The following is a 22,676-nucleotide window of genomic DNA, read 5'->3' on the forward strand; positions in this document are numbered from 1 at the left end:
TCCTCGTCGCTTCAATCCGCTTGTGGGTCAGGCACTTTGTCCACACCACCTAGCCCGGCTCTCCGTGTAATCGTTAAGCGAAGGCGCCTCCCGATCCAAATTTCGATACCTTTGGTTTTGTCGCAAAACCATTGCGACCGCCGCCTAGAGGCCAGCCTTCTTTGATCGGAGCGGGTTGTGCCGGACAGGATTGCGTGGATCGCCGCCAGCATCACGCCTCATGAAGGCGACGTCCGCCGTTGGCTGCGTCATTCGTCGCTGTCGGTGGTCGATGAGGATGACGTCATTCAGGAGGCCTACGCCAGGTTCTCCGCCCTGGCTTGCGTCGACGCCATCCGGGAACCGCGCGCCTATTTCTTCACCGTCGCGCGCAGCATCGTGCTCGAGCACATGCGACGGGCGCGTTTGACGCCCATGACGGTCGTGGCGGATATCGGCGAGACGTTCATCGTAGATGAGGAGCCTGACCCGGAGCGGGTTGCGGCGGATCGGGATGAACTGCGGCATGTCGTCAAAATGATTCAGTCCCTGCCTGAGAAACCCCGCCAGGTGCTGTGGATGCGTCGGATAGAAGGCCTGTCGCAAAAGGAGATCGCTCGTCGGCTGGGCGTCCCGGAGAGCACGATCGAGAAGCGCGCGGCCACGGCCTTGCGCCTGCTCCTGGCCGCGCTGAGGGAGGCTGCGGATCAGAACGGCGCCGAGGCTGAGCGTCTGGGGCGAGGGAAGCGCCGCGCATGGTGGTGAACGGCGATATAGAAATCGAGCGCCGCGCGGCGGACTGGGTCGTGGCCGACGACCGAGGACTGACGGATAGCGAACGTGCGAGCCTCGAACAGTGGCGCGCGCTGGACCCCCGCCACGACGCAGCCTTCGTGCGAGCCAGCGCGGTATGGGCGACGGCGGTCGGCGTGCAGAGGCCGAGGGCGCCAGAGGATCAGTCCGGCAGCTTTTCGCCCCAACTGGCGCGTCGAGGTTTTCTGGCGGGAGGGGCGCTGGCCGCCAGTGTGGCTCTGACCGGCGTCGGCGTGGCGCTGATCAATCGCCGCACATATCGCACGACGCGCGAAGAAGTGCGGCGTCTGGCGTTGGAGGACGGTTCGCGCACGGTGATGAACGCCGACGCTGAAATCGCCGTGAGGTATTCCGAGCAGAAGCGGAGTGTCGAACTGCGAGAGGGCGAGGCCTGGTTCCAGGTCGAAAAGGATGTCGTGCGACCCTTCGTCGTGACGGCTGGAGCGGCCACCGTCACGGCCGTCGGCACCGCCTTCTCCGTGCGAAAAGAGCGCGGCTTCACCGACGTCATGGTGTCGGAGGGCGTTGTGAAGGTGCGGGGTCCGGCGGGCGCAAGGACCATCTTGCGCCAGGGCGAGACCATGCGCCTGACCTCTGCCCAGGGACTTCAAGTCTCGCGGTTAAAGGATGAGCAGTTGCAGCGTCGTCTCGCCTGGCGCGACGGCCTGATCATGCTGGACGGCGAGCGCCTGGGCGAAGCCGCGGAAGAGTTTAATCGCTACAGCCAAAAGGTCATCCAGGTTGCTCCAGCCATTTCTGATGAGCGTGTCGTCGGCGTATTCAATGCGCGCGACGCCGAAGGCTTTGCGCGTGCGAGCGCTCAAGTACTTAATGTGAATATTGACGTGTACCCGGACAAAATTGTCCTCGGCGACCTATCATCGGTCGTCAAATATTCACAATAAACTTCGGCTCTAAAGTGGAGGGGAGCCCCGTCTGGCTCATCGTGGTCCGTCGAGTGTGGTTGATGCTCGGGGATGCGGAATGAGTTCGATGGTTGGTGTTAAGGCCGTGCTGGCCGCAAGCGTTTCAGTGATGGCGATCATGGCGTCGGACCCGGCGTCCGCCCAAAGCCGCCGGTTCAATGTCGAGGCGCAGGCCGCGCAAAGCGGCGTGCCCGAATTGGGTCGTCAGGCCGAACTGCAGATTCTGGCGGCTCGGGCGGATCTCGTCGGCCGGCGAGTGTCTGCCGTCACCGGCGCCTATGACGCCCGCGAAGGCGTCCGTCTGGCGCTGCGAGGGTCCGGCCTGGTCATCACTTCCGACACGGGCCGCACCCTGACGCTCGGCGTCAGCGCGGCGCAGGCTCGCGCGGGCAGGGGCCAGATCACGGGCGCGGTGATCGACCCGGCGACGGGCGAGTATATGCGCAACGCCAGCGTGCAGGTTGTGGACGCCGAAGGCGTCAAGCGCACCGTGACCTCGGGGGAGGGCGGCGCCTTTCGGCTGACGGACCTGGCCGCCGGCCCGGCGCAGATAACGGTCAGCTTCTCCGGCTATCCTGATCAGGTGTCCGAGGTCGTGGTGTCTGACGGGCAAGCGGCGCGCCTGAATGTCGCCATGGCGCGGATGAGCGACGCGGTGCAGGTCAGCGACGTCGTCGTTGTCGGCGTGCGAGAGGGCGATGCGCGGGCCATCATGTCCCAGCGCCAGTCGATGGACATCAAGAACAGCCTGTCCGCCGAATCCTACGGCGACATCTCGGAGGGAAATCCGGGCGAGTTCATCAAGTTCATGCCTGGCGTCGATACCGACAGCATAGGCGACGGCACAGTACGGACGGTTTCGCTGAGGGGCATGCCGTCGGCCTATACGGGGGTGACGCTGAACGGGGTCAGTCTGGCCTCGGCCGACGCCAATGACGGCGCAGGCGCGTCTCGTTCGTTCAGCTTCGAACAGATGTCGCTGAGCGGCCTGGACTCGATCGAAATATCCAAGACCGTCAGCGCCGATGTCGACGCCAATGCTCCCGCAGGCACCATCAATGTCCGCACCAAGCGCGCCTTCGACCGTCGTGGGCGTCGGATCATGGCCCAGGTCAGTGCGACCACCCATTCGAACCAGTGGGACGACAGCCGCCGCACCGGACCGGCGGAGGGCGGCTACGGCAATCAGCGTTTCCTGCCCAATGCGCAGGTCGAGTATTCGGATGTCTTCTTCGGTCGTCGCCTGGGGGTGGTGGCCTCGGCCAGCGTGTCCAACATGTACGCCGAGCAGGAGCAGATCACGCTCAGCCGCAACTATGTGAAGACGGCGGCGAACCCTGCGCCGCTGGCGATCAACAGCATCGAGACGGCCATGGGAACGCGCGAGATTTCGCGGGCGTCGGCGTCGCTGAACGTAGATTTCCGAGCGACCGACAACCTGACCCTCTCCATGGTCGCCATGCTGAACCGGGGAACGATCTGGGCGGGATCGACCTCGCCGTTGTTCACCACGGGCTCTCGCACGCGCGGCGTTGAGGGGGATTCCGTCTTTGATTTTACGACCCGGCAGCCGGCCGGCGCCACGACGATGACGGCGGAAAACACCGTCACCTTCAAGAAGGGGCAGGGGCGCAATCTGGTGCCCGGCTTCGAGTATCAACGCGGCGGGCTGAGGGTCGATGGCCATCTGGCCTATTCCAGCTCGACCAGCACCTATGATCCGCTCGGCGAGAAGGGGGCGGTCTACACCATGACCACGCTGCCGGTTTCCACCGGCGACTTCTCGGCGACACGCGCACCGGGCGACTACTTCGGGCAGGCGTGGCGGATTCAGCAGGTGAGCGGACCGGACTGGAGCCAGGCCTCGTCGTTCAGCATTGCCGGTACGCCGACGATCCGCCTGCGCAACGCCAGCTCAGCCGAGGTGAAGATGACCGGCGGGGCCTTGAACCTGACCTATGCGACCGACATCGGCGCCGTTCCCGTCGTGTTCAAGACCGGCATAAAGAGCCAGACGGGCGAGTACGACTATGACAATCAGTCGGACAACTATCTGTACAAGTACGTCGGCGCGCTCTCGAACGGCCAGTTGTTGCAGGCCATACAGAGTACCAACCAGGGCTCCTACGCGGACAGCGGGATCTCGATCACGACGTTGAACGGCTACAGCGCGTTCTATCTGCCCAGCATGTACAAGCTGGGTCAGATGTATCTGAACAATCCGGGCGATTGGGCCCAGGTGCTGTCTCCGACCAACTGGTACAACGCCAACGTCGCCAACCGTCGTCACTTTGAAGAGGCGACCGACGCGGCCTACGCCATGGCTACGGCGGAACTGACGCCCCGGCTCAAGCTGCGCGCCGGCCTGCGCTGGGAGCGAACAGAGACCTCCGCGCGCGAGGCTGACGCCCGGTCGCCGGAGGAGGTCGCGGCCGCCGGCTATGCCGTCAGCGCAACCACGGGGCGCGCCACGACGATCGAGGGGTTGAAGTATCAGTATTTGAGCCTGCCGATGGCGGATCGGCGGGGCGAGTATGATCACTTCTTCCCCAGCGCCTCAGCCAAGTTCGCCGTTACCGATAATACGGATCTGCAGGTGGGCTTCAGCCGCACCATTCGCAGGCCGGAAGTCAGCCAACTGGCCGGCGTCTGGAGCATCGACGATGTGAACCGGGTCGTGCGCGCGCCGAACCCAGGGCTGGAGCCGGAGCTTTCCGACAACTACTCGGTGCGCGTATCGCACTATTTTGAGCCCGTCGGCATGATCGCCGTCGGATACTATCGCAACAAGATCAAGGGCCTGTTCCAGACGGTGGAGCTGACCGCGGAGGAGTTTGGCTACACCGGCGACGACTACGCCGACTATATCTTTGAAACCACCCGCACCCTCGACGGCGAAGCCATCAATATCCAGGGCTATGAGTTCGAATTCAGCCACGAGATGAGCTATCTGCCGGGCGTGCTGGACGGCCTGTCTGTCCGCGGCTCGTTCATGAAGAATGATCCCGACATCCCCATCGTGCGGGTGGCCGACAAACTGGCCACCCTGTCCCTGTCCTATCGCAAGGGGCCGGTGAAGCTGTTCATGAACAATGTCTGGACGGACCAGAAATACCGCTCGACCACGCCCTCCTGGTTCGACGCCTATTGGGACACCAACCTGTCCGGCAGCTATCGCCTGGAAGGCGGGTGGGAAGCCTTCTTCTCGGTGCGGAACCTGTTCGACAATGCGCGCAACGTGATCGTGCCGGGAGAATTGGCGCCGGCGGGTGACCTCCAGGATCACAGCGCCATCTACATCCACGGGGGCAGAAACCTGACCACCGGCATCCGGGTGCGTTTCTGATGACCGGCTGTGCAATGGATCGGCGCAAACTTCTGGCCGCCGCGGGCGGCCTGGCCTTCGTCGGCGGGGTCAGCTTGCAAACCCGGGCCTGGGGCGCGAATCGCTTCAGCGGCTATCCCTTCGCGCTGGGGGTCGCCTCGGGCGACCCTTGGCCCGACGGCTTCGTCCTGTGGACCCGTCTGGCGCCGCAGCCGCTCGAACCCCACGGCGGCATGCCGCTGGCCGTCGTCCCGGTGCGGTGGGAAGTGGCCGAAGACGAGCGCTTCGGGCGCATCGTCCAGGCCGGCGAAACACACGCGCGGCCCGAATTGGCCCACTCGGTCCACGTCGAGGTCGAGGGCCTCCAGCCCTTCCGCCACTACTGGTACCGATTCCTGGTCGAGGGCGCCGAGGCCAGTCCGGTTGGCCGCGTCCGCACCGCGCCCGCGCGAGGCCAGACGCCGGATCGGATGCGAATGGCGGTGGCCGGATGCCAGGCCCTCTATCATGGCTGGTTTGACGCCTATCGCCACATGAGCCGTGACGCCGACCTGGACGTGGTTTTCCACTACGGCGACTATATTTACGAAGGCGGCGCCTCTCACGGCGCAGGCCGTTACGACATCCGTGACGCATCGGGCGCGGTCGTTGACGGCCGCACTCATGTCGGGGGCGAAATCTACAGCCTCGACGACTATCGCCGACGCTACGCCCAGTATCAGAGCGATCCGGACCTGCAGGCGGCCCAGGCGGCCTTCGCCTTCATCTCTTCCTTCGACGATCACGAGGTCGATAACGACTGGGCGTCGGCCTATGATCAGGACGGCACGCCGCCGGAGGTGTTCGCGCTGAGAAGACAGGCGGCGATGCAGGCTTGGTACGAGCACATGCCTGTGCGTCGTTCCCAATTCCCCCGACTGGGCGAAGTGACCATGTACCGCCGCCTCGATTACGGCGGCCTGATGCGGATGCATGTGCTCGACACGCGCAGCTATCGCGATGATCAGCTGTGCGTGCGCTCGGGACAGAAGAACTGCCGGACAGGAGGGGAGGCGGAAGCCACCATTCTCGGCCAACCTCAGGAGGCCTGGCTGAACCAGGGCCTGCGTAACGACGCCGTCTGGAATCTGATCGCCCAGCAGGTCTTCATCATGCCGCTGAAGGGCGTCAATGCTCAAGGGCAGGCCTTGCCGGCCTTCAATGACAAATGGGACGGCTATCCCGCGTCGCGTCGCAGGCTGGTCCAGACGATTTCCGACCTGAAGCTGACCAATGTCGTCTTCTCTGGCGGCGACGCCCACATGCACGCGGTCGGCTCTGTGCCTCTGCGCGATGACGAGCCTGACGGCCCCTCGGTCGGGGCCGAGTTCCTGTGCTCCTCCATCACCTCCAACGGCGACGGCGCTCTTCGCTCGCCGAATGTCGCCCGCTTCCTGGATGCGGACAATCCACACCTCGCGCTCTGCAATGATCTGCGTGGCTACCAGACCTATGACATCACGGCTCGCGAGTGGCGCACCGACGTCATGGTGATGGATCAGGTTCAGAAGTCTGGGGGGCAGATATCAAGGATCGCCAGCTTTGCTCTGGCTCCTGACAGTCCCGAACTGCACCGCGTCTGAAGCGCCCGGTGCGAGGTCCTCAGAAGGCAAGGGCGCCCGCCATGCCGGCCAGAACCAGTATGGCGGGTACGGCTAGTTGCGCGCGCCAGCGGTAGGCGGCGACGAGGGCGGCGACGAAGATCGCCAGTGCGAGCGGCCAGTAGGGCGCTGCGTCGACCAGGGAGGCTCCCAGTTGAAGGACGGTGGCGACAATCAGGCCGACCACGGCGGCGGCGACGCCGTCCAGCAGGGCGTGCAGCGCCTTGTTTTCGAGGACCAGTTCCAAGCGGTCATAAAAGAGGAGGGAGAAGGCGAAGGCCGGAAGGAAGATGCCGGCTGTCAGCGCCAGCGCGCCCGGAAAACCGCCGCCGGCGTAGCCGACGAAGGTTCCGAAGATGATGAGGGGCGCCGGGATCACCTGGGCCAGGGCGACGCCGTCCAGGAACTGGCCGTCGCTGATCCAGCCGCCGCTTGCGGCGTCGGCCCGCATAACCGGGATGGCGGTGTAGGCGCCGCCGAAGGTCAGAAGTCCCGCTTTCAGGCCGGTGAAGAAAAGAACGGCGGCTGACGCGCTCATCGGCGCGAGAGCCGCCGTCGTGACAAGGGGCGCGCTGTGGTCGTCGAGCCAGTAGCGCGCCGCCAGACCCGCCGAGAGCGTCACGATTAAGATGGCGGCGGCTTCAAAACGGCGACCGCCCTGGACAAGGGCGTAGGCCAGACCGGCGGCCGGCAGGATCAGCCAGAAACTCACGCCCAGCAACGAGGCTGCACAACTGGCGGCGCCAATGGTCCAGAGGCTGCGGTCGATCATGACGTGCCGGCCGATTCTGTGGGCGGCTCTCACGATCACGGCCAGGACAGCGATCTGAACCCCGATGAAGGCGCTGGTCATCCAGCCTGACTGCACGCCGATCAAGAAATAGAGCCAGGCCAGGCCCAACATCAGGACGAAGCCGGGCAGCATGAAGCCCAGACCGGCCAGGACGCCGCCGATCCGGCCGCGCGCCCTCATGCCCAGGTGGACGCAGAGTTCGTGGGCCTCCGGGCCGGGCAGGACCTGAAGCACGGCGAGCAGGCGGTTGAAGCGCTCGCTCGACATCCATCGACCTTCGTCGATCAGCCTGTGCCGGATCATGGCGATCTGGGCGACGGGTCCGCCGAAGGCCAGGGCGCCGAACCGCAGGAACTGCAGGAAGAGGGCGCCATAGCTCAGATGCGGGGGGCGCAGATCGTCAGGGCCTTCGGACATCATCTGGCTTCCGTCAATCGATACGACCCTTGAACCACGGTGGAGCAGTATGGCTTCCCTTCCATGCCATCAACGGCGCCTCGGCCGATGCCTGATGCAGGCGTCAGGCCGACCCGATCGCGATGGCGGACAGGTCATTGGCGGCGTCGATGGGCGTGCCTGACGCCTTCCGTTCGGAGTAGCGGTCGACCAGCTGTCCGGCATGGACGCGGGTCAGGACGGTGAAGCGCACCAGCTCCTCCATCACGTCGACGATGCGGTCATAGTAGCTGGACGGCTTCATGCGGCCGTTGTCGTCGAACTCCATGAAGGCCTTGGCCACGCTCGATTGATTGGGGATGGTGATCATCCGCATCCAGCGGCCCAGCAGGCGCAGGGTGTTGACCGCGTTGAAACTCTGCGACCCGCCGGAGACCTGCATGACGGCCAGGGTCCGGCCCTGGGTCGGGCGCATGCCGCCCATGTTCAGCGGCAGGTGATCGATCTGAAGTTTCATGATCCCGGAAATTTGACCGTGGCGCTCGGGGCTGCTCCAGACCATGCCTTCCGACCACAGGGCGTGTTCGCGCAGTTCGTGGACGGCGGGGTGGTCGTCGTAGTCGACCTGATCCGTCAGCGGCAGATCGGACGGATCGAAGATGCGGGTCTCGCAGCCCATGAAGCGCAGAAGGCGAGCCGCCTCCTCGACGCACAGGCGGGAAAAGGATCGATCCCTCAGCGAGCCGTAGAGCAGCAGGATGCGAGGCGGATGATCGTTCGGGCCGAGGCCGAGCGCCGGCTGGCTGGACAGGTAGGCCGGGTCGAGTGCGGGCAGGTGGTCGGGATCGGGCAGGTCGCGAAGGCGGCTCATCAGCAGACGTCTTTCTTGGGCGCGGTCGCGGGGAAGTAGCGGCGCCCCAGCCACAGGGCGACCGAGACCAGCAGGATCAGCACCGGCACCTCGACCAGCGGGCCGATGACCGCGGCGAAGGCGACCGGCGAGGCCAGTCCGAAGGCCGCGATGGCGACGGCGATGGCCAGTTCGAAATTGTTGGAGGCGGCGGTGAAGGCCAGGGCCGTGGTGCGCGGATAGTCCGCCTCGATCAGCCGCCCCATCAGGAAGCTGACCACGAACATGACGAAGAAGTAGATCGTCAGCGGGATGGCGATGCGCAGGGCGTCCAGCGGCAGGGCGACCACCTCGCCGCCCTTCAGGCTGAACATGGCGACGATGGTGAACAACAAGGCGATCAGGGTGATCGGCGCAATGCGCGGCAGGAAGCGCGTCTCGTACCAGTCGTTCCCCTTCCTTGAGACCAGGGCTCGCCGGGTCAGGAAGCCGCCCAGGAAGGGCAGGCCGAGATAGACCAGGACGGCCCCGGCTATGGTCCAGACGCTGACGTCCACCACGCTGCTCTCCAGTCCGAACAGGGGCGGCAGCACGGTCAGGAACAGCCAGGCGTAGAGGCTGAAGAAGGCGATCTGGAACAACGAGTTGAAGGCGACCAGACCCGCCACATACTGGTTGTCGCCGCGCGCCAGCTGGTTCCAGACCAGGACCATGGCGATGCAGCGCGCCAAGCCGATCAGGATGACGCCGGTCATGTATTCCGGCTGGTCGCGCAGGAAGAGGACCGCCAGGGCGAACATCAGCACCGGCCCCAGCACCCAGTTCTGGAACAGGGACAGCAGCAGCACCCGCTTGTCGGCGAAGACGCGCGGCAGTTCCTCGTACTTCACCCGCGCCAGCGGCGGATACATCATCAGGATCAGGCCGATGGCGATGGGGATGTTGGTCGTCCCGACCGACAGGCCGTCGATCCAGCCGGGCAACCCCGGCACGACCGTGCCCAGCAGCACGCCCAGCGCCATGGCGGCGAAAATCCACAATGTCAGCCAACGGTCGAGGAAGGACAGGCGACGCGGCGGCTGTTCAGTCATGGCGACGTCGACCATCAGCGGACCCTCCGGCCCTCGGCGTCGATGACGACCTCGCCGTCCTCCTTAGTGAAGGGCTTCAGGTTCTCTGACGGCAGAAGGTCCAGCACCGCCTCGGACGGTCGGCACAGCTTCACGCCCAGCGGCGAGACGACGATGGGACGGTTCAGCAGGATCGGATGCGCCTCGATGGCGTCCAGCAGCTGATCGTCCGTCAGGGCGGGGTCGCCGAGGCCCAACTCGGCGAAGGGCGTACCCTTCTCGCGCAGCAGGCTGCGCAGCGGAACGCCCATGCGCTCGACCAACCCCCGGATCATGGCGCGGCTGGGCGGCGTCTTCAGATACTCGACGACGTGGGGCTCGATGCCGACGTGGCGGATCAGGGCCAGGGTGTTGCGCGACGTCCCGCAAGCGGGATTGTGATAGATAACGACGTCCATGAGAGCCTCAGGTGCGGCAGGGCGAGAGCGAGAGTTCGGCCAATAGCGGTTCGCAAATTTCGGCGCGGCCCTGGCAGCAGTCCTTCAGCAGGAACAGAACCAGCGCCTGGAGGCGGGCCAGGTCGGCGCGATAGATGATCGACCGGCTGTGACGCTTGGAACTGATCAGGCCGGCGCGGGTCAGGACTCCGAGGTGGGCCGACATGGTGTTGGCCGGCACCGCCAGAGCGTCCGCGATCTCGCCGGCGGGCAGGCCTTCGGGCTCATGCCGCACCAGGAGGCGGAAGGTCTCCAGGCGCGTCGGCTGCGCCAAGGCGGCGAGAGCGAGGATGGCGACTTCTGATTCCATAATTCCAAGATAATGGAATAGTCGGTGATGTCAAAGCGGTCCGAGGCTGTCTGATGGGGCGGACGCCAATGGCTGCGCCGGGTGCGCGCCTGCAAGGCGGAGTTTCCAGCGAACTCAGAGCGTTCTCAATGCGCCCGCCGTTTTTGGCGTTCGGCACAAATTTCTTGCAGAAACAGCAAAACGAAATCAGAGTTCGGAGCAAGGGAGGCGATCATGTTGTCACGGCTACGGAACTATGGCCCGCTTATTGGGCTGGCGGTATTGGCGGTCGGTGGATGGGCGGAAGCCGCCGAGCCGGTTCGTCTCAGCGAACGGCAGATCGATCAGGTCGTTGAGACGGCGATCGCGTCTTTCGAGATTCCGGGCGTCGCCATCGCCGTGATTCAGCCGGGGCAGGCCCCCTATCTGAAGGGCTACGGCGTCGTGGATCATCGGACGAATGTGCCGGTCAATGCGGATACCTTGTTCGGCATCGGTTCGATCTCCAAGGCCTTCACCACGACGGAGATCGCCCTTCTCGAGCAGGAGGGGCGGCTGGACTGGGATGATCCTGTCATCGACTACGTACCCGAGTTCCGCCTGTCTGATCCCTGGGTGACGCGCGAATTCACCATCCGCGATCTGGTCAGCCACCGTTCGGGCCTGGCGCCCTATGCCGGTGATCTGGTGATGTTGACCGAGGGCAAGGCCAACCGCGCCCAAGTCTATCAGGCGCTGGCGCACCTGGAGCCCAAGTCCAGCTTCCGAACCGAATTCGCCTATGACAACCTGCTCTACATCGTCGCCGGTGACCTGATTGAACGGGTGTCGGGTCGGTCCTGGCAGGATGAGATCCAGAGTCGTTTCCTGACCCGTCTGGACATGAGCGGCTGCGTGCCGGACCAGAAGCAATTGGCGCAGGGCGTCGCGCGATCACTGGCCCACGACTATGCCGACGGCCAACTGACCACGGTGGACTTCCCTCTGCCGGACATCACCCTGGCGGCGGGCGGCATCTTCTGCAATGCGCGCGGCATGGCCCAGTGGATGGCCTTTAATCTTGATCCGGCCAAGGGGCCTGAACTGGACGCCGCGCGCCGCGCCGACCTGTTCAGCCCGGTGACCCTGATGCCGCTCGGGCGCGCGGCCTCGCCCTATCAGGCGGGCACGACCTTCAGCGCCTATGGTCTGGGCTGGATGGTGCAGGACAGCTTTGGTCGACGCGAGGTCCAGCACGGCGGCGGTCTGCCCGGCATGGTCAGCTATTTGAGCCTGTATCCCGACGACGGCTTCGGCGTCATGGTCATGACCAACAAGACCAGCGGCGCGGCCCGCGCTATCGCCCAGCAGCTTGCTGCCTTGAAGTTCAGCCCCAATCCGGTTCGCGCCATCGCCGATCAGGGCAGGGCGGAGATGGCCGCCATTCGCGCCGCTCAGGCGGACACGGCTGTCGCAGGCTCTGAGGCTGCGGCGGCGGGCGACGCCCCGCGTCCGGCCCTGCCGCTGGAGCAGTATGCCGGTCGCTATGACGACGCCTGGTTCGGCCCCGTCGAGGTGCGGCTGGACGGAGAGGACCTGATCATGGACCTGGGGTCGGAGGCGATGAGCGGGCGGCTGCGCCATGTCGACGGCGACCGTTTCATCGCCGTCTGGCGGGATCGGGCGCTGAATGCCGACGCCTATGTCAACTTCCGCCTCGACCCGCGCGGCCAGGTTCGCGACATCGAAATGGCCCCCGTGTCGGCGCGCACAGACCCGTCGTTCAATTTCAGAGACCTGCGTCTGGTCAGGGCAGCGAAGCAGCCGTAGGGAAGAGAGATGACGCGTCCCTACGCCCCCCCTGCCAGCGACGACGAAGCCGCGACGGGCGGCGCCGCCCTGCGCCGCATCCGCAAGAGTCGCAAGCTGACGCTGGAGCAGTTGTCGCAGCTGACGGGGATACCGACGTCTTCCCTTTCGCGCATCGAGAACACGCGGCTGCGGCTCACGGTCGACAAGATGCATCTGCTGGCCAAGGCGCTGGACGTGCCCGTCGAGCATCTGTTGGGCGAGCCGTCGGCTGGGGCTGATGATGCGCCGGGCGGTGCTGCCCGGTCGTCGACGATCCGAACGGGCGCGGGACGGATGACGGTGGACCGTGCGCCTGATCGCCGGCCCGAGCGCTTCTGCGACGCCATGGTCCACTATCTGTTCGGAGCGGACGAAACCCGCGCGCTCGACTGCGGCCATTTCCATTTTCAGCCGGTGAGCGTTTGGGAATCCGAGTTCGTCCGTCACCCGGGCGAGAAGGTCGTCTACGTCGTCAAGGGTACGGCCGTGGCCTATGTCGAGGGGCAGGAACCTGTCCTGCTCGAGGAAGGCGACGCCATGCACATGGACTCCTCCGCCTGGCACAGCGTCGTCGCGGTGAATCAGCCCGCCGAGGTGCTGGTGACCTATTTCCACGGCGGGGGACGGGGATACGACGCCTTCGAAAGCCGGGTTTTCTCGCGCGAGGCCTGGGCCGCGTTTTCCGGGGTCGGCGCCGAATAGGCCGTTGTGTGCCGATACGGGCGAGCGTGCGCATTAGCGCCCCGTTTTTTCGTTATTTCCGGGTGACTTAAGCCGCTTCCTGGTAGGAGGTGGGCGTAAATTTGCAATTGCACATGGTGAGTTGTGCCGATTTTGCAAATTTCATTCTTGCCTTGTGCAAAATTTCACGAATATTGCTGTGACTGCAAAACGAATTCTGGGAGGGATCGTGAAGCTCACAGCCTTGAGGCGCCGTCTGGATCTGACGACGCCGTTCCGTGTGTCCTTTGGCGAAATCTCCGGCATGGACGTGGTCGCCGTGGCTCTCGAAGGCGGGGGCGTCGTCGGCCGGGGCGAGGCCTGTCCGATGCCGATGTTCGGACATACGGCTGAGGCGGTGCAGAACGAGCTCGCCCTTATCGCGCCTGACATCGAGAGCGGCGCCGTTGATCGGCTTGAGTTGCAGACGCGCCTGTCGGCGGGGCCGGCCAGAAACGCTCTTGACTGCGCCTTCTGGGATCATGAAGCCAAGCGCACGGGCCGCTCGATCTGGGAACTGACCGGGCTGACGGCGCCGGCTCATCTGGCGTCGGACGTCACGATCGGGATCGAGACGCCGGAGGAGAGCGCGCGCCTGGCCGCGACGCACCGCCACGCGGGGATGATCAAACTGAAGCTGGGCGGGCCGGACGACATGGCCTGTGTGCGCGCGGTGCGTGCCGTCCTGCCGACGACCCGGCTGTTCGTGGACGTCAACGGCGGCTGGACGCTGGAGCAGTTGAACGCCCTGGCCCCGGAACTGGCCGCGCTGGACGTCTTCATGATCGAGCAGCCTCTGCCGCGTGGTCAGGACGAGCAGCTGGACGGCTACACCGGCCCTGTGCCGCTGTGCGCCGACGAGTCCTGTCAGGATCGAGCCGATCTGGACCGGCTGGAGAGCCGCTATGCCTACGTCAACATCAAGCTCGACAAGACCGGCGGCCTGACCGAGGCCCTGGCCCTGGCCCGCGAGGCCGAGGCGCGGGGCATGAGGCTGATGGTCGGCTGCATGATGGGGTCCGGCCTGGCGATGGCGCCGGCCTACCTGGTCGGCACGTTGTGCGAGGTCGTCGATCTGGACGTGTCCCTGCTGTTGAAGAACCCGGCGGACGCCGCCGTGCGCCATGACGGGCGCCGGCTGAGCCTGTTCGACCGGGCCGTGTGGGGTTGAGGACATGATGAAATCGGGAGGGAGAACCAAGATGAGCGGCAAGAACAAGTATCTGGGCGTGAGTTCCCTGGCGGTCGTTCTGGCGCTGACGGCGTCGTCGGCGGCGGCGCAATCGGCTCCGGGGGCTGCGGACCCCGCCACGACGGTCGACGACATCGTGGTCACGGCGCAGAAGCGGTCGCAGAACCTGCAGGACGTGGCCAACTCGGTCGCCGCCCTGTCCGCCGCCGAGATCATGGAGACGGGCAAGAACGGTCTGGCCGACATGGTGGCGTCGGTGCCCAGCCTGTCCATGGTGTCCCAGGGGCCGGGGCTGTCCACCATCGCCCTGCGGGGGATTTCAACGGGCGGCGTGCGCAACGACGAGCCCCAGAACAAGGAGACGGTCGGGGTCTATATCGACGAGACGCCGATCTCGGTGAACGGCTTCAACCCGGACCTGGGCCTGTATGACCTGTCGCGGGTCGAGGTTCTGCGCGGACCGCAAGGCACCCTGTATGGATCGGGCGCCATGGGCGGCGCCATCCGCATTATCACCAACAAGCCGAACCTGACGACCTTCTCGGGCTCAGCCGAAGGCTCTGCCTCGCACACCCGTCATGGCGAGGCCAACTACAGCGCCAAGGGCATGATCAACCTGCCTCTGGTCACAGACATCGTGGCCCTGCGCGCGGTCGCCTATCATACCTATCAGGGCGGCTATATCGACAATACGGCGACGGGCGAGGACAACCAGAACGACGCCACGACGACCGGGGCCCGTCTGCAGCTGGGGGCGCAGCTCAGCCCCGACCTGCGCGCCAACCTGACCTATATGTATCACGACCTGGAGACGGGCTCGCGGGCCAGCCAGTCGGCGCCGTATCAGCGCAACATCCGCGCCTTCGACGGCCTGACCGACCGGATCAACATCTTCAACGCCGCTCTCGACTATGACCTGGGCTGGGCCTCGATCAATTCCTCGACCTCCTTCCTGAAGAAGAAGAACACCAACCGCACCAGCCTGGAGTTCCTGACCGAGGCGGCCCTGGGGCTGGATTCGCCCGCGCCCCTGGTCGACACGACCGAGATCGAGGACTTCTCGCAGGAGCTGAGGATCGCCTCCAGCGGCGAGGGCCGCCTGAACTATATCGCCGGCGTCTTCTATCAGGACCGCAAGCGCGACTATACGCAGGACGGCGTCGTGCCGGGTCTGGACGCCCACGTCGGCGCTCCGTCGTCGGACTTCGGCGCGCCGGGCGTGGATCAGGTCTTCTACGGCTTCCAGAACATTCGCCAGAAGCAGAAGACGGTGTTCGGCGAGGTCTCCTACAAGATCACGCCGCGCCTGACGGCGACGGCGGGCCTGCGCTATTTCGACTTCAGCGAGGAGTATGAGACCTTCTCGTCGGGTCTGCTGAACGGCGGCGTGTCGCGTTACTCCGGCGAGTTTTCGGAAGATGGGTTCACGCCCAAGTTCAACCTGTCGTTCGACGCCACGCGCGACAGCATGGTCTATGTCCAGGCGTCCAAGGGCTTCCGCCTGGGCGGGGTCAACACCACGGTTCCCGCCGATCTGTGTCGCGCCGACCTGGACAAGCTGGGCCTGTCGGAGACGCCCGGCAGCTTCGGTTCCGACTCGGTGTGGAACTATGAGATCGGTTCCAAGAACCAGTTCATGGACCGTCGCCTGACCGTGAACGCCAGCGCCTATTACATCGACTGGACCGACATCCAGACGACGATGAGTCTGCCGTCCTGCTCCTTCTCGTTCCGCACCAATGCGGGCAAGGCGCGCAGCATCGGGACCGAGATCGAGACCCGTTTCGCCGTCAACGACGCCCTGGATGTCTACGCCACGGTGGGGCTGACCGATTCCACCCTGACCGAGGACGTGCCCTTCACCACCTGGTCGGACGGAGATCACGTGCCCGGCGTGGCGCGCGAGCAGGTCAGCGCGGGTCTGCGTCAGGCCTTTACGGTGTTCGAACCGCGCGACGCCTTCGCCCGGGTCGATTACAGCTACACCGGCAAGATGAACACGCGCTTCGACGTCGAGAACGCCAACAACCGCGAATATGGCGACTATCATCTGGTCAATCTGACGGCCGGGGTTCGCCTGCCGGGTCGTCCGATCGAGGCGTCGATCTTCGTGCGCAACCTGTTCGACGACGACGGCCGCGTTCTGGCCAGCCCGGTCAGCATCACGGGGCCGGAAAGCTGGATCACGGTCCAGCCACGCACCATGGGCTTTACCATCCAGGCCTATTTCTAAACCTGGACGCGACGTCTTGCCTCGAATGGGCGAGACGTCGCATCGCCACCACGGCCAAGGGGAAAGCCGAGCGTCATGAGCATCGCCGCCAGCGAAAAGAGCTTTCTGGGTCAGCCGCGCGGACTGACCGTCCTGTTCCTGACCGAGATGTGGGAGAAGTTCTCCTTCTTCGGCATGCGGACCCTGCTGGTCTACTACATGACCACCACCCTGCTGATCGAGCAGGGCCGAGCCTCGATCATTTATGGGCTCTACACGGCGGTCATCTATCTGACGCCCATCTTCGGCGGGGTGCTGGCGGACCGCTGGCTGGGGCGCCGACGCTCGGTGGTCTTTGGCGCGTCGATCATGATCCTGGGCCACTTCATGATGGCTTCGGAGGCGCTCTTCTATCCGGCCCTGGCGGTCATCGCGATCGGCAACGGCCTGTTCCTGCCCAATCTGCCGGGGCAGGTGGCTGGGCTATACAAGCCCGATGATCCGCGGCGAGGCAGCGCCTACAATATCTACTACATGGGCGTGAACCTGGGGGCCTTCATGGCGCCTCTGGTCTGCGGTGCGGTGGGCGAGATCTACGGCTGGCACTGGGGCTTCGCCCTGGCGGGTGTCGGCATGGCGGCGGGCCTGGCCATCTATCTGTTGGGCGGACGCTACCTGCCGGCCGATCCGCCGCGTGCGGCGCGGGGCGAAAAGGTCAAGGGCGGCGGGCTGGACCGTTCGTCGCTGTGGCTGTTCGGCGGCGTGATTCTGGCGGTGGTGGTCTTCCGCGTCGCCTATGAGCAGGTGGGCAATACCCTGGCCCTGTGGATCGGCAGCGATGTGGACCGCTCGCTGGGCGACTGGTCCATTCCGATGACCTGGTTCCAATCCCTGAACCCTCTGCTGGTCTTCTTGCTGACGCCGATCCTGGTCACGGCCTGGGACCGCTCGGCCCGGAAGGGGCGGGGGATGTCGTCGCTGGCCCGCATGGCGACGGGCGCGGCCCTGGTGGCGGGCGCCTTCTTCGGTTTGGCTCTCGTCGTGGCGGTTTCGGGGCAGGGCGCCGTCCACTGGCTCTGGCTCGCCGCCTTCTTCCTCCTGCTGACCAGCGGAGAGCTGTTCATTCTTCCCGTTGGCCTGGGCCTGTTTGGTCGCCTTGCGCCGGCGCAGATGACGGCGACCATGATCGCCGCCTGGTTCCTGGCGGCCTTTGCCGGCAACCTGCTGGCGGGCCTCGTCGGCTCGACCTGGAGCGCCATGTCGCCGAGCGCCTATTTCGCTTTGATGGGCGTGGTCGCCAGTGTCGCGGTCATACTCCTGTGTGGGCTGATCCGACCGTTCAGAAAGCTGGAAGCTTAGGCGTTTCTTCGGTAGGTTTATGTCTCATTCTGGGGCATTAATTGTAATATTTTTCAATAATTTGTGTATATTTACGAAACTAACTTGTCAGGATTTCTGAGGCTTCGGGAAAGCGCTGGGCAAGGCGTGACGCCCAGGCCGCTGACAGGGGGCGAGGCTGCCGGGCTTCTCGTGGTCGCGCCAGGACAAGGGCGGCCGCTTCCCGATGAGCAGGCCAGTCCATCAGGAACCGCATGGCCGCCTCGAAGTCTGGGTGGGCCGTAGCGTGAGCGAAGGCCAGGTCGAGGGCCTCGACATCTTCGAAATCGGGAAGGCGTGAGAGGTAGTCCCGAAGAACCGGCGCCGACAGGTCGCGCTCGAACAGGCTCCAGCGGAGCGCTTGGGCTTCGTCGCGGTCGCCTTCGGCGTCGAGCACGTCGATGGAAACCGTTTCCCAGGCGGGCGTCAGTCGAGGCGCGCCATCCTTCTGGTGGCGACCGAAGGTCCTGGGGCGGTTGAGCGGGGATGGACTGAGTGCCGCTTCCAGAGCCGCGCGGGCTTCGCTGACGCGGCCGGCGCCAAGGAGGCGGCGGGCGATGTCGGCGGCCGTATCCGGTGATCCGGCCTGCTCGGGCGTGACGAGCGAGAGCCAGAGGTCGAGGTCGTCGGCCCGATCCGCGAGGCGGCGCAGCAGGTTGCGACCCGCCGGGATCTTCCGGGCTGATGCGTCCAGGCTGTCCAGCAGCCGGCGCGCCGTGACCGGACCCAGGGCGTCGCCGGACGCAGAAATCCAGCGCGCATAGTCCTGCGGACGTCGGTGGAGCGCGTCGACCAGATCGCGCAGGGCCTCGTCTCCGGCGGCTTCAGCGAGGGCAAACAGATCGGGCGCAGCGGCCTCGAAGGCGGCGGGCAGTTCGCCCTTGGTGTCCTTCACGCGGGCGGCGAGGCCGGGGTAGAGGTCGAACCAGCGAACAAGGACGGCCAGCGCCTCGCCGGGCGCTTCGGGCGCCAGCCGCGCGACGATCATCTCGCGGTGCGCGTTCAGGTCATCGATCAACTCGCCGCGCTTGCGCCAGGATACGCGCGTGCCGGCCACAGAGACGGCGGTGATGCGCTTGGCGATCTCGAGGGCGAGGAGGTCGGGGCCAGCCTCAGCCGCCAGTTCGAGGCGAAGGCGGCGCTTGAGATTGGCGTTTCCGGCGCCGGCCTCGATCAGCAGGTCCGCCAGCCGGGGCGCGCCGAGATGGACGAGGCTGGCTGCGGAAAGCCGGGTCGAGATCCGAGATTGTCGCGCCATGAGGTCCTTTTGCCGGGAGTGAAACGCCCTCGGGCGTCTATAGCACGCTCTTGCTGACGCCGATCAAAGTGAGGAGGAGGCGCCGGCGCCTCCGCCGTGTAGAAGACGCCGCAAGAAGGCCGACAGTCGGCTGAGAAGAAGAAGCCCATGCCCAAGGTCAACGACACGGTTCACATCCGCTTTTCCATGCGCGGAATGTCAGGGCCGTTCTGGCAGACCAACGCCACGGTGGCTTCGGTCTCTGGCGGGTCATTGCTGCTGGATGGTCTGGATCGCCAGGTTCCGGCCGCCGCGTCGGAGCTCAAGCCGGCCGGAGCGGGGCGATGGACGCTCGACTGGGAGGTGCGGCGTCGACCGTGAGGCTTGCTCCGTGGCAAGCTCGTCATCGGCATGGCTCACGGGTTATAGCGACGTCTGCCTGCTAGGTGATTTCTGGAGATGTTTGAAAATATCGCAAAAACAAGTTGTTGATCGTGTTTTTTACTGTAGAGCGATAACAGTCGGCTTGGAAGCCTAGGCTCATCGTGTCCGTGTCGTGAACAAGATCGTCAGCATTTTCGGCGGGGTGGCGGCGGCGCTGATCGCGTGTTCGGCCGTGGCTGAAAACGCGGCGGGTCAGACCTTTGTCATACCCGCCCAGCCGCTGGATCAGGCGCTCGCGGCCTTCTCGGTCTCGACCGGGCTGCAGATGCTCTATGATAGTTCACTGGCGGCTGGTCGGCGGTCGTCGCCGGTTTCGGGTGCGATGCAGCCGCGCGAGGCGCTGGTTCTGATGCTTGCGGGGACAGGGCTGACGGCGCGGTTCACCTCGGCGGGGGCGGTGGTGATCTACGCGGGATCGACCTCGGCGGTGACGTTGAATCCGATCACGGCGACGGCGGCGCCGGTCGTCGGCCGGGCGGGCGTGAGCCCAGAGGCGCGGGCCTATGCCGAGGCGGTGCAGCGGCAAACGGTCGAAGCTCTGCGTCAGGACGCGGGGCTGTCGGGCGGCGACTATGCCTTGAGCGTGCGCTTGTGGGTGAGCGACCAGGGCGCGGCGCGGCGCGTTGAGGTTTTGCGCGGTTCGGGCGACGCAGGGCGCGACGCCGACTTTATGGCTCTGGCCTCGGGGTTGCGGTTTCCAGTCCCGCCGCCGGACCTGCCGCAGCCGATGCGGATCGAGTTTCGCGTCCGCCGGCGTCACTGACATATCAGCGTCACCGTTCTGTCGCCGGTGACGGTTTAGGGAGGCGGGGTTCCAGCGGCTCTGACGGCTCGACCTCCATCCATGACGCGAAACTGGCTTCTTGGCGCTATGACGTCGGCGGCCCTGCACGGCGGGGCGGCGGCTGTTCTGCTGGCGTCGGCGGCGATCCCGCAAGGCGCGCCGGCGCCCGAGGCCCAGCCGCACGCGATCAACGTGGAACTGATCGACGCGTCTCGGCGACAGAGCGGCGACAGCGACCGGATCGAAAGACAGTCCAGCGCCAGCGAGGCGGTCAGCGCGCCGGAGGAGGCGCTGGCGCCGTCCGCGACCGGCGCAGCAGCCGCCGACCCAGCGAGGGCGCCCAGTGGAGGCGAAGCGGCCATGCCGGCGGCGGCCCCCGATCCCGGCGCGATGTCAGACTACTACCGCCGGGTCGAGAGCCATCTGGCGCGTTTTCACGCCTATCCGGCCGCTTTGTCCGGCGCGCGTCCGACCGGCGTGGTGCGGGTCGGTCTGATCGTCCAGCGCGACGGGCGGGTCATGGACGCCTGGATCGAGACCAGCTCGGGCGTTGCCCCTCTGGACGAAGCGGCGCTGCAGACCCTGCGGCGCGCCGAGCCTCTGCCGGGACTGCCCGCGACCCTGCCGGGGGCGATCGATCTGATCGTGCCTTTGCGTTACGCCGCCTCGACGAAGGCCAGCGGCGCGCGGACCGGCGAATGAGCGCGCGGTCGTGGTGACGGACGCCGCCGCCCGTCTGCGGGGCCATCTGGTCGAGAAGTACGAGACCCTGCTGAGCGGCCTCAGCGCGCGGCTGGGCTCGCGCGAGCAGGCGCGCGATGCGCTTCAGGACGCCTATGTGAAGCTGTCGAGCAGCGGGCCGCAGGACGAGGTGCGCCACCCGACCGCCTATCTGTACCGTATGGCGCTGAACATCGCCGCCAATGCGCGACGACGCGACCGGCGGCTGCTGGGCTTTGACGAGGTCGCGGCCCTGCTGGACGTGCCGGACGAGAGCCCTGACCCGGCGACCGTGGCCGAGGCGCGGTCAGATCTGGCGACGGTCAAGGCGGCGATGGCGCGGATGCCGGCGCGACGTCTGGCCATCTGCACCGACGCCTGGCTGGACGGCCTGTCGACGGTCGAGATCGCCGAGCGTCACGGCGTCGCCCAGCGCACGGTGCAGCACGAACTGAAACAGGCGACGGAGGCGTTGCAGCGCATTCTTTCTCAACCCAAGGTCATATCCTTGCGCCGTTCCGAAGATGGCGTGTCATGAATTACAGGGGCGGCTCAGAGGCCGGACATGAGCGGCGAGATCAGCAGGTGAGCGACGCAATCGCCGAGCAGGCCCAAGCCTGGGTGCACCGCCTGATGTCAGGCGAGGCGACGCAGGACGACGCCCTGGATCTGGCCGTCTGGCGCCAGGCCGACGCGCGCCATGAGCGGGCCTTTGTTCAGGCGGCGCGGCTGCACAAGGCGGCGCGACAGGCGGCCTTGGAGTTGCGCGACGAGCAGGCGAAACAGCCGATGAAGGCCCAGAGGGGGCTCAGCCGTCGCATGGTGGTGGGCGGGGCCATCGCCGCCTCGGCCGCTGGCGTCGCCATTCTCGCGGAACGGTCAGGCGCGACGCGCTTTGCGCCGCCGCCCGCCGACTTCATCACGGCCAAGGGCGAGACGCGGCGCGTTGACCTGGCGGCGGGGGTGTCGATTGAGATGAACACCCTGACGCGGATCGCCCTGCGGCCTCAGGCGGGAGAGGGCGCGTTTGAACTGCTAACGGGGGAAGCGGTGGTCACTATCGAGCGGCCTGACGCCCCCCTGTCGATCTTCGCCCAGGACGGCGAGACCACGGCGTCGCAGGCGCGGCTGGCGCTGCGCTGTCTGGACGGTCAGGTGCGGGTCTCCTGTCTGGAAGGCGCGGCCCAGGTGCGCTCGGCGGGGCAGGCGGCGGCTTTGCCCGCGCGGCACAGCGTGACCTATGATCAGACCCGGCTGCAGCCGCCGACGGCCATCGACCTCGAGGCCGAGGCAGCCTGGCGTCGCGGTCTTCTGGTCTTCCGCGACCAGCGCCTCGGCGACGTGATCGAGGAGATCAATCGCTATCGCACCGGGCGCATCGTCATCGCCGATCCGCGTCTGAGAAACCGTCGCGTCAACGGCGCCTTCCACACGGATCGGATCGATCAGGTCATCGACCAGATGCGCCTGGCCTATGGGGTTCGGGCCACGCGCCTGCCCGGCGATGTGGTCCTCGTGGCCTGACGAAACAGCACATAAGCGACTGGAAAACGTCGCGAAATCTTCACGCTAAATCTTTGCG

The 22,676-nt window shown here is 65.9% G+C and carries 20 protein-coding genes; 14 read left to right on the forward strand and 6 right to left on the reverse strand.

From position 1 onward, the window contains the following. The first annotated feature begins 177 nt into the window (after positions 1–177). The 4 genes from DXK21_RS10360 to DXK21_RS10375 all read left to right on the forward strand — a co-directional run bounded on the left by DXK21_RS10360 (position 178) and on the right by DXK21_RS10375 (position 6,665). Positions 178–744 carry an RNA polymerase sigma factor gene (locus DXK21_RS10360; RefSeq protein ID WP_114817707.1) on the forward strand — a complete coding sequence of 189 codons (567 nt, stop codon included), beginning with the start codon at positions 178–180 and terminating at the stop codon, positions 742–744. Continuing rightward, positions 735–1,697 (forward strand): FecR family protein, encoded by a 963-nt coding sequence (locus tag DXK21_RS10365; RefSeq protein ID WP_114817708.1) that lies wholly within the window; start codon positions 735–737, stop codon positions 1,695–1,697. Before DXK21_RS10360 ends, DXK21_RS10365 begins: the two co-directional genes overlap by 10 nt. 79 nt (positions 1,698–1,776) lie before the next feature. Further along, positions 1,777–5,064: a TonB-dependent receptor domain-containing protein gene (locus DXK21_RS10370; RefSeq protein ID WP_114817709.1), complete on the forward strand. Its 3,288-nt coding sequence runs from the start codon at positions 1,777–1,779 to the stop codon at positions 5,062–5,064. A gap of 14 nt (positions 5,065–5,078) precedes the next feature. Further along, the gene (locus DXK21_RS10375) at positions 5,079–6,665 is read left to right on the forward strand and encodes an alkaline phosphatase D family protein (RefSeq protein ID WP_162790636.1); all 1,587 of its coding nucleotides are present in this window, start codon (positions 5,079–5,081) and stop codon (positions 6,663–6,665) included. 19 nt (positions 6,666–6,684) lie between these two features. Here the strand turns inward: DXK21_RS10375 and chrA are convergent, their stop codons facing one another. The 5 genes from chrA to DXK21_RS10400 all read right to left on the reverse strand — a co-directional run bounded on the left by chrA (position 6,685) and on the right by DXK21_RS10400 (position 10,599). After that, on the reverse strand, positions 6,685–7,893 hold the full coding sequence (gene chrA, locus DXK21_RS10380) for a chromate efflux transporter (RefSeq protein WP_114817756.1): 1,209 nt from the start codon (positions 7,891–7,893) through the stop codon (positions 6,685–6,687). 103 nt (positions 7,894–7,996) lie between these two features. Then, positions 7,997–8,743 (reverse strand): arsenical resistance protein ArsH, encoded by a 747-nt coding sequence (gene arsH / locus DXK21_RS10385; protein ID WP_114817711.1) that lies wholly within the window; start codon positions 8,741–8,743, stop codon positions 7,997–7,999. Continuing rightward, entirely contained in the window at positions 8,743–9,828 is a 1,086-nt protein-coding gene (gene arsB, locus DXK21_RS10390) for an ACR3 family arsenite efflux transporter (RefSeq protein ID WP_162790637.1), read from the reverse strand. The genes arsH and arsB overlap by 1 nt, the downstream gene beginning before the upstream one ends. Beyond that, positions 9,828–10,250 carry an arsenate reductase (glutaredoxin) gene (gene arsC / locus DXK21_RS10395; protein WP_114817712.1) on the reverse strand — a complete coding sequence of 141 codons (423 nt, stop codon included), beginning with the start codon at positions 10,248–10,250 and terminating at the stop codon, positions 9,828–9,830. The genes arsB and arsC overlap by 1 nt, the downstream gene beginning before the upstream one ends. Before the next feature lie 7 nt (positions 10,251–10,257). Continuing rightward, on the reverse strand, positions 10,258–10,599 hold the full coding sequence (locus DXK21_RS10400; protein WP_114817713.1) for an ArsR/SmtB family transcription factor: 342 nt from the start codon (positions 10,597–10,599) through the stop codon (positions 10,258–10,260). A 213-nt stretch (positions 10,600–10,812) separates the two neighbouring features. On the opposite strand from DXK21_RS10400, the gene DXK21_RS10405 reads away from it, so the two are divergent. From DXK21_RS10405 to DXK21_RS10425, 5 genes are all read left to right on the forward strand, one after another. Then, on the forward strand, positions 10,813–12,387 hold the full coding sequence (locus DXK21_RS10405; protein WP_114817714.1) for a serine hydrolase: 1,575 nt from the start codon (positions 10,813–10,815) through the stop codon (positions 12,385–12,387). 9 nt (positions 12,388–12,396) lie between these two features. Continuing rightward, positions 12,397–13,110 carry a helix-turn-helix domain-containing protein gene (locus tag DXK21_RS10410; RefSeq protein ID WP_114817715.1) on the forward strand — a complete coding sequence of 238 codons (714 nt, stop codon included), beginning with the start codon at positions 12,397–12,399 and terminating at the stop codon, positions 13,108–13,110. Positions 13,111–13,318: 208 nt separating this feature from the next. Next, a complete protein-coding gene (locus DXK21_RS10415; RefSeq protein WP_162790638.1) occupies positions 13,319–14,299 on the forward strand; it encodes a dipeptide epimerase in 981 nt (326 codons plus the stop codon). A gap of 31 nt (positions 14,300–14,330) precedes the next feature. Further along, positions 14,331–16,553: a TonB-dependent receptor gene (locus DXK21_RS10420; protein WP_162790639.1), complete on the forward strand. Its 2,223-nt coding sequence runs from the start codon at positions 14,331–14,333 to the stop codon at positions 16,551–16,553. Positions 16,554–16,628: 75 nt separating this feature from the next. Then, positions 16,629–17,891 carry a peptide MFS transporter gene (locus tag DXK21_RS10425; protein ID WP_114817718.1) on the forward strand — a complete coding sequence of 421 codons (1,263 nt, stop codon included), beginning with the start codon at positions 16,629–16,631 and terminating at the stop codon, positions 17,889–17,891. Positions 17,892–17,970: 79 nt separating this feature from the next. Here the strand turns inward: DXK21_RS10425 and DXK21_RS10430 are convergent, their stop codons facing one another. Continuing rightward, positions 17,971–19,167, reverse strand: a complete 1,197-nt coding sequence (locus DXK21_RS10430; protein ID WP_114817719.1) for a DUF6880 family protein — start codon at positions 19,165–19,167, stop codon at positions 17,971–17,973. Between the two features lie 147 nt (positions 19,168–19,314). Between DXK21_RS10430 and DXK21_RS10435 the strand changes: the two genes are divergently transcribed. The 5 genes from DXK21_RS10435 to DXK21_RS10455 all read left to right on the forward strand — a co-directional run bounded on the left by DXK21_RS10435 (position 19,315) and on the right by DXK21_RS10455 (position 22,618). Then, positions 19,315–19,527 carry a hypothetical protein gene (locus DXK21_RS10435; RefSeq protein ID WP_114817720.1) on the forward strand — a complete coding sequence of 71 codons (213 nt, stop codon included), beginning with the start codon at positions 19,315–19,317 and terminating at the stop codon, positions 19,525–19,527. A 175-nt stretch (positions 19,528–19,702) separates the two neighbouring features. Further along, positions 19,703–20,353, forward strand: coding sequence for an STN domain-containing protein (locus DXK21_RS10440; RefSeq protein WP_114817721.1), 651 nt, complete (start codon positions 19,703–19,705; stop codon positions 20,351–20,353). Positions 20,354–20,461: 108 nt separating this feature from the next. Beyond that, positions 20,462–21,076: an energy transducer TonB family protein gene (locus DXK21_RS10445; protein ID WP_114817722.1), complete on the forward strand. Its 615-nt coding sequence runs from the start codon at positions 20,462–20,464 to the stop codon at positions 21,074–21,076. A 10-nt stretch (positions 21,077–21,086) separates the two neighbouring features. Beyond that, complete coding sequence (locus DXK21_RS10450) at positions 21,087–21,632, forward strand: RNA polymerase sigma factor (protein WP_114817723.1); 546 nt, start codon at positions 21,087–21,089, stop codon at positions 21,630–21,632. Positions 21,633–21,679: 47 nt separating this feature from the next. After that, positions 21,680–22,618, forward strand: coding sequence for a FecR family protein (locus DXK21_RS10455; RefSeq protein ID WP_162790640.1), 939 nt, complete (start codon positions 21,680–21,682; stop codon positions 22,616–22,618). Positions 22,619–22,676 lie beyond the last annotated feature (58 nt).

Source organism: Brevundimonas bullata, from assembly GCF_003350205.1.
GTDB lineage: Bacteria > Pseudomonadota > Alphaproteobacteria > Caulobacterales > Caulobacteraceae > Brevundimonas > Brevundimonas bullata.

Excerpts from the sequence above, each read along its gene's own strand:
- DXK21_RS10365 (WP_114817708.1), top strand. The coding sequence starts at position 735 with ATGGTGGTGAACGGCGATATAGAAATCGAGCGCCGCGCGGCGGACTGG.
- DXK21_RS10370 (WP_114817709.1), top strand. The coding sequence starts at position 1,777 with ATGAGTTCGATGGTTGGTGTTAAGGCCGTGCTGGCCGCAAGCGTTTCA.
- DXK21_RS10375 (WP_162790636.1), top strand. The coding sequence starts at position 5,079 with ATGGATCGGCGCAAACTTCTGGCCGCCGCGGGCGGCCTGGCCTTCGTC.
- chrA (WP_114817756.1), bottom strand. The coding sequence starts at position 7,893 with ATGTCCGAAGGCCCTGACGATCTGCGCCCCCCGCATCTGAGCTATGGC.
- arsH (WP_114817711.1), bottom strand. The coding sequence starts at position 8,743 with ATGAGCCGCCTTCGCGACCTGCCCGATCCCGACCACCTGCCCGCACTC.
- arsB (WP_162790637.1), bottom strand. The coding sequence starts at position 9,828 with ATGGTCGACGTCGCCATGACTGAACAGCCGCCGCGTCGCCTGTCCTTC.
- arsC (WP_114817712.1), bottom strand. The coding sequence starts at position 10,250 with ATGGACGTCGTTATCTATCACAATCCCGCTTGCGGGACGTCGCGCAAC.
- DXK21_RS10400 (WP_114817713.1), bottom strand. The coding sequence starts at position 10,599 with ATGGAATCAGAAGTCGCCATCCTCGCTCTCGCCGCCTTGGCGCAGCCG.
- DXK21_RS10405 (WP_114817714.1), top strand. The coding sequence starts at position 10,813 with ATGTTGTCACGGCTACGGAACTATGGCCCGCTTATTGGGCTGGCGGTA.
- DXK21_RS10410 (WP_114817715.1), top strand. The coding sequence starts at position 12,397 with ATGACGCGTCCCTACGCCCCCCCTGCCAGCGACGACGAAGCCGCGACG.
- DXK21_RS10420 (WP_162790639.1), top strand. The coding sequence starts at position 14,331 with ATGAGCGGCAAGAACAAGTATCTGGGCGTGAGTTCCCTGGCGGTCGTT.
- DXK21_RS10425 (WP_114817718.1), top strand. The coding sequence starts at position 16,629 with ATGAGCATCGCCGCCAGCGAAAAGAGCTTTCTGGGTCAGCCGCGCGGA.
- DXK21_RS10430 (WP_114817719.1), bottom strand. The coding sequence starts at position 19,167 with ATGGCGCGACAATCTCGGATCTCGACCCGGCTTTCCGCAGCCAGCCTC.
- DXK21_RS10435 (WP_114817720.1), top strand. The coding sequence starts at position 19,315 with ATGCCCAAGGTCAACGACACGGTTCACATCCGCTTTTCCATGCGCGGA.
- DXK21_RS10445 (WP_114817722.1), top strand. The coding sequence starts at position 20,462 with ATGACGTCGGCGGCCCTGCACGGCGGGGCGGCGGCTGTTCTGCTGGCG.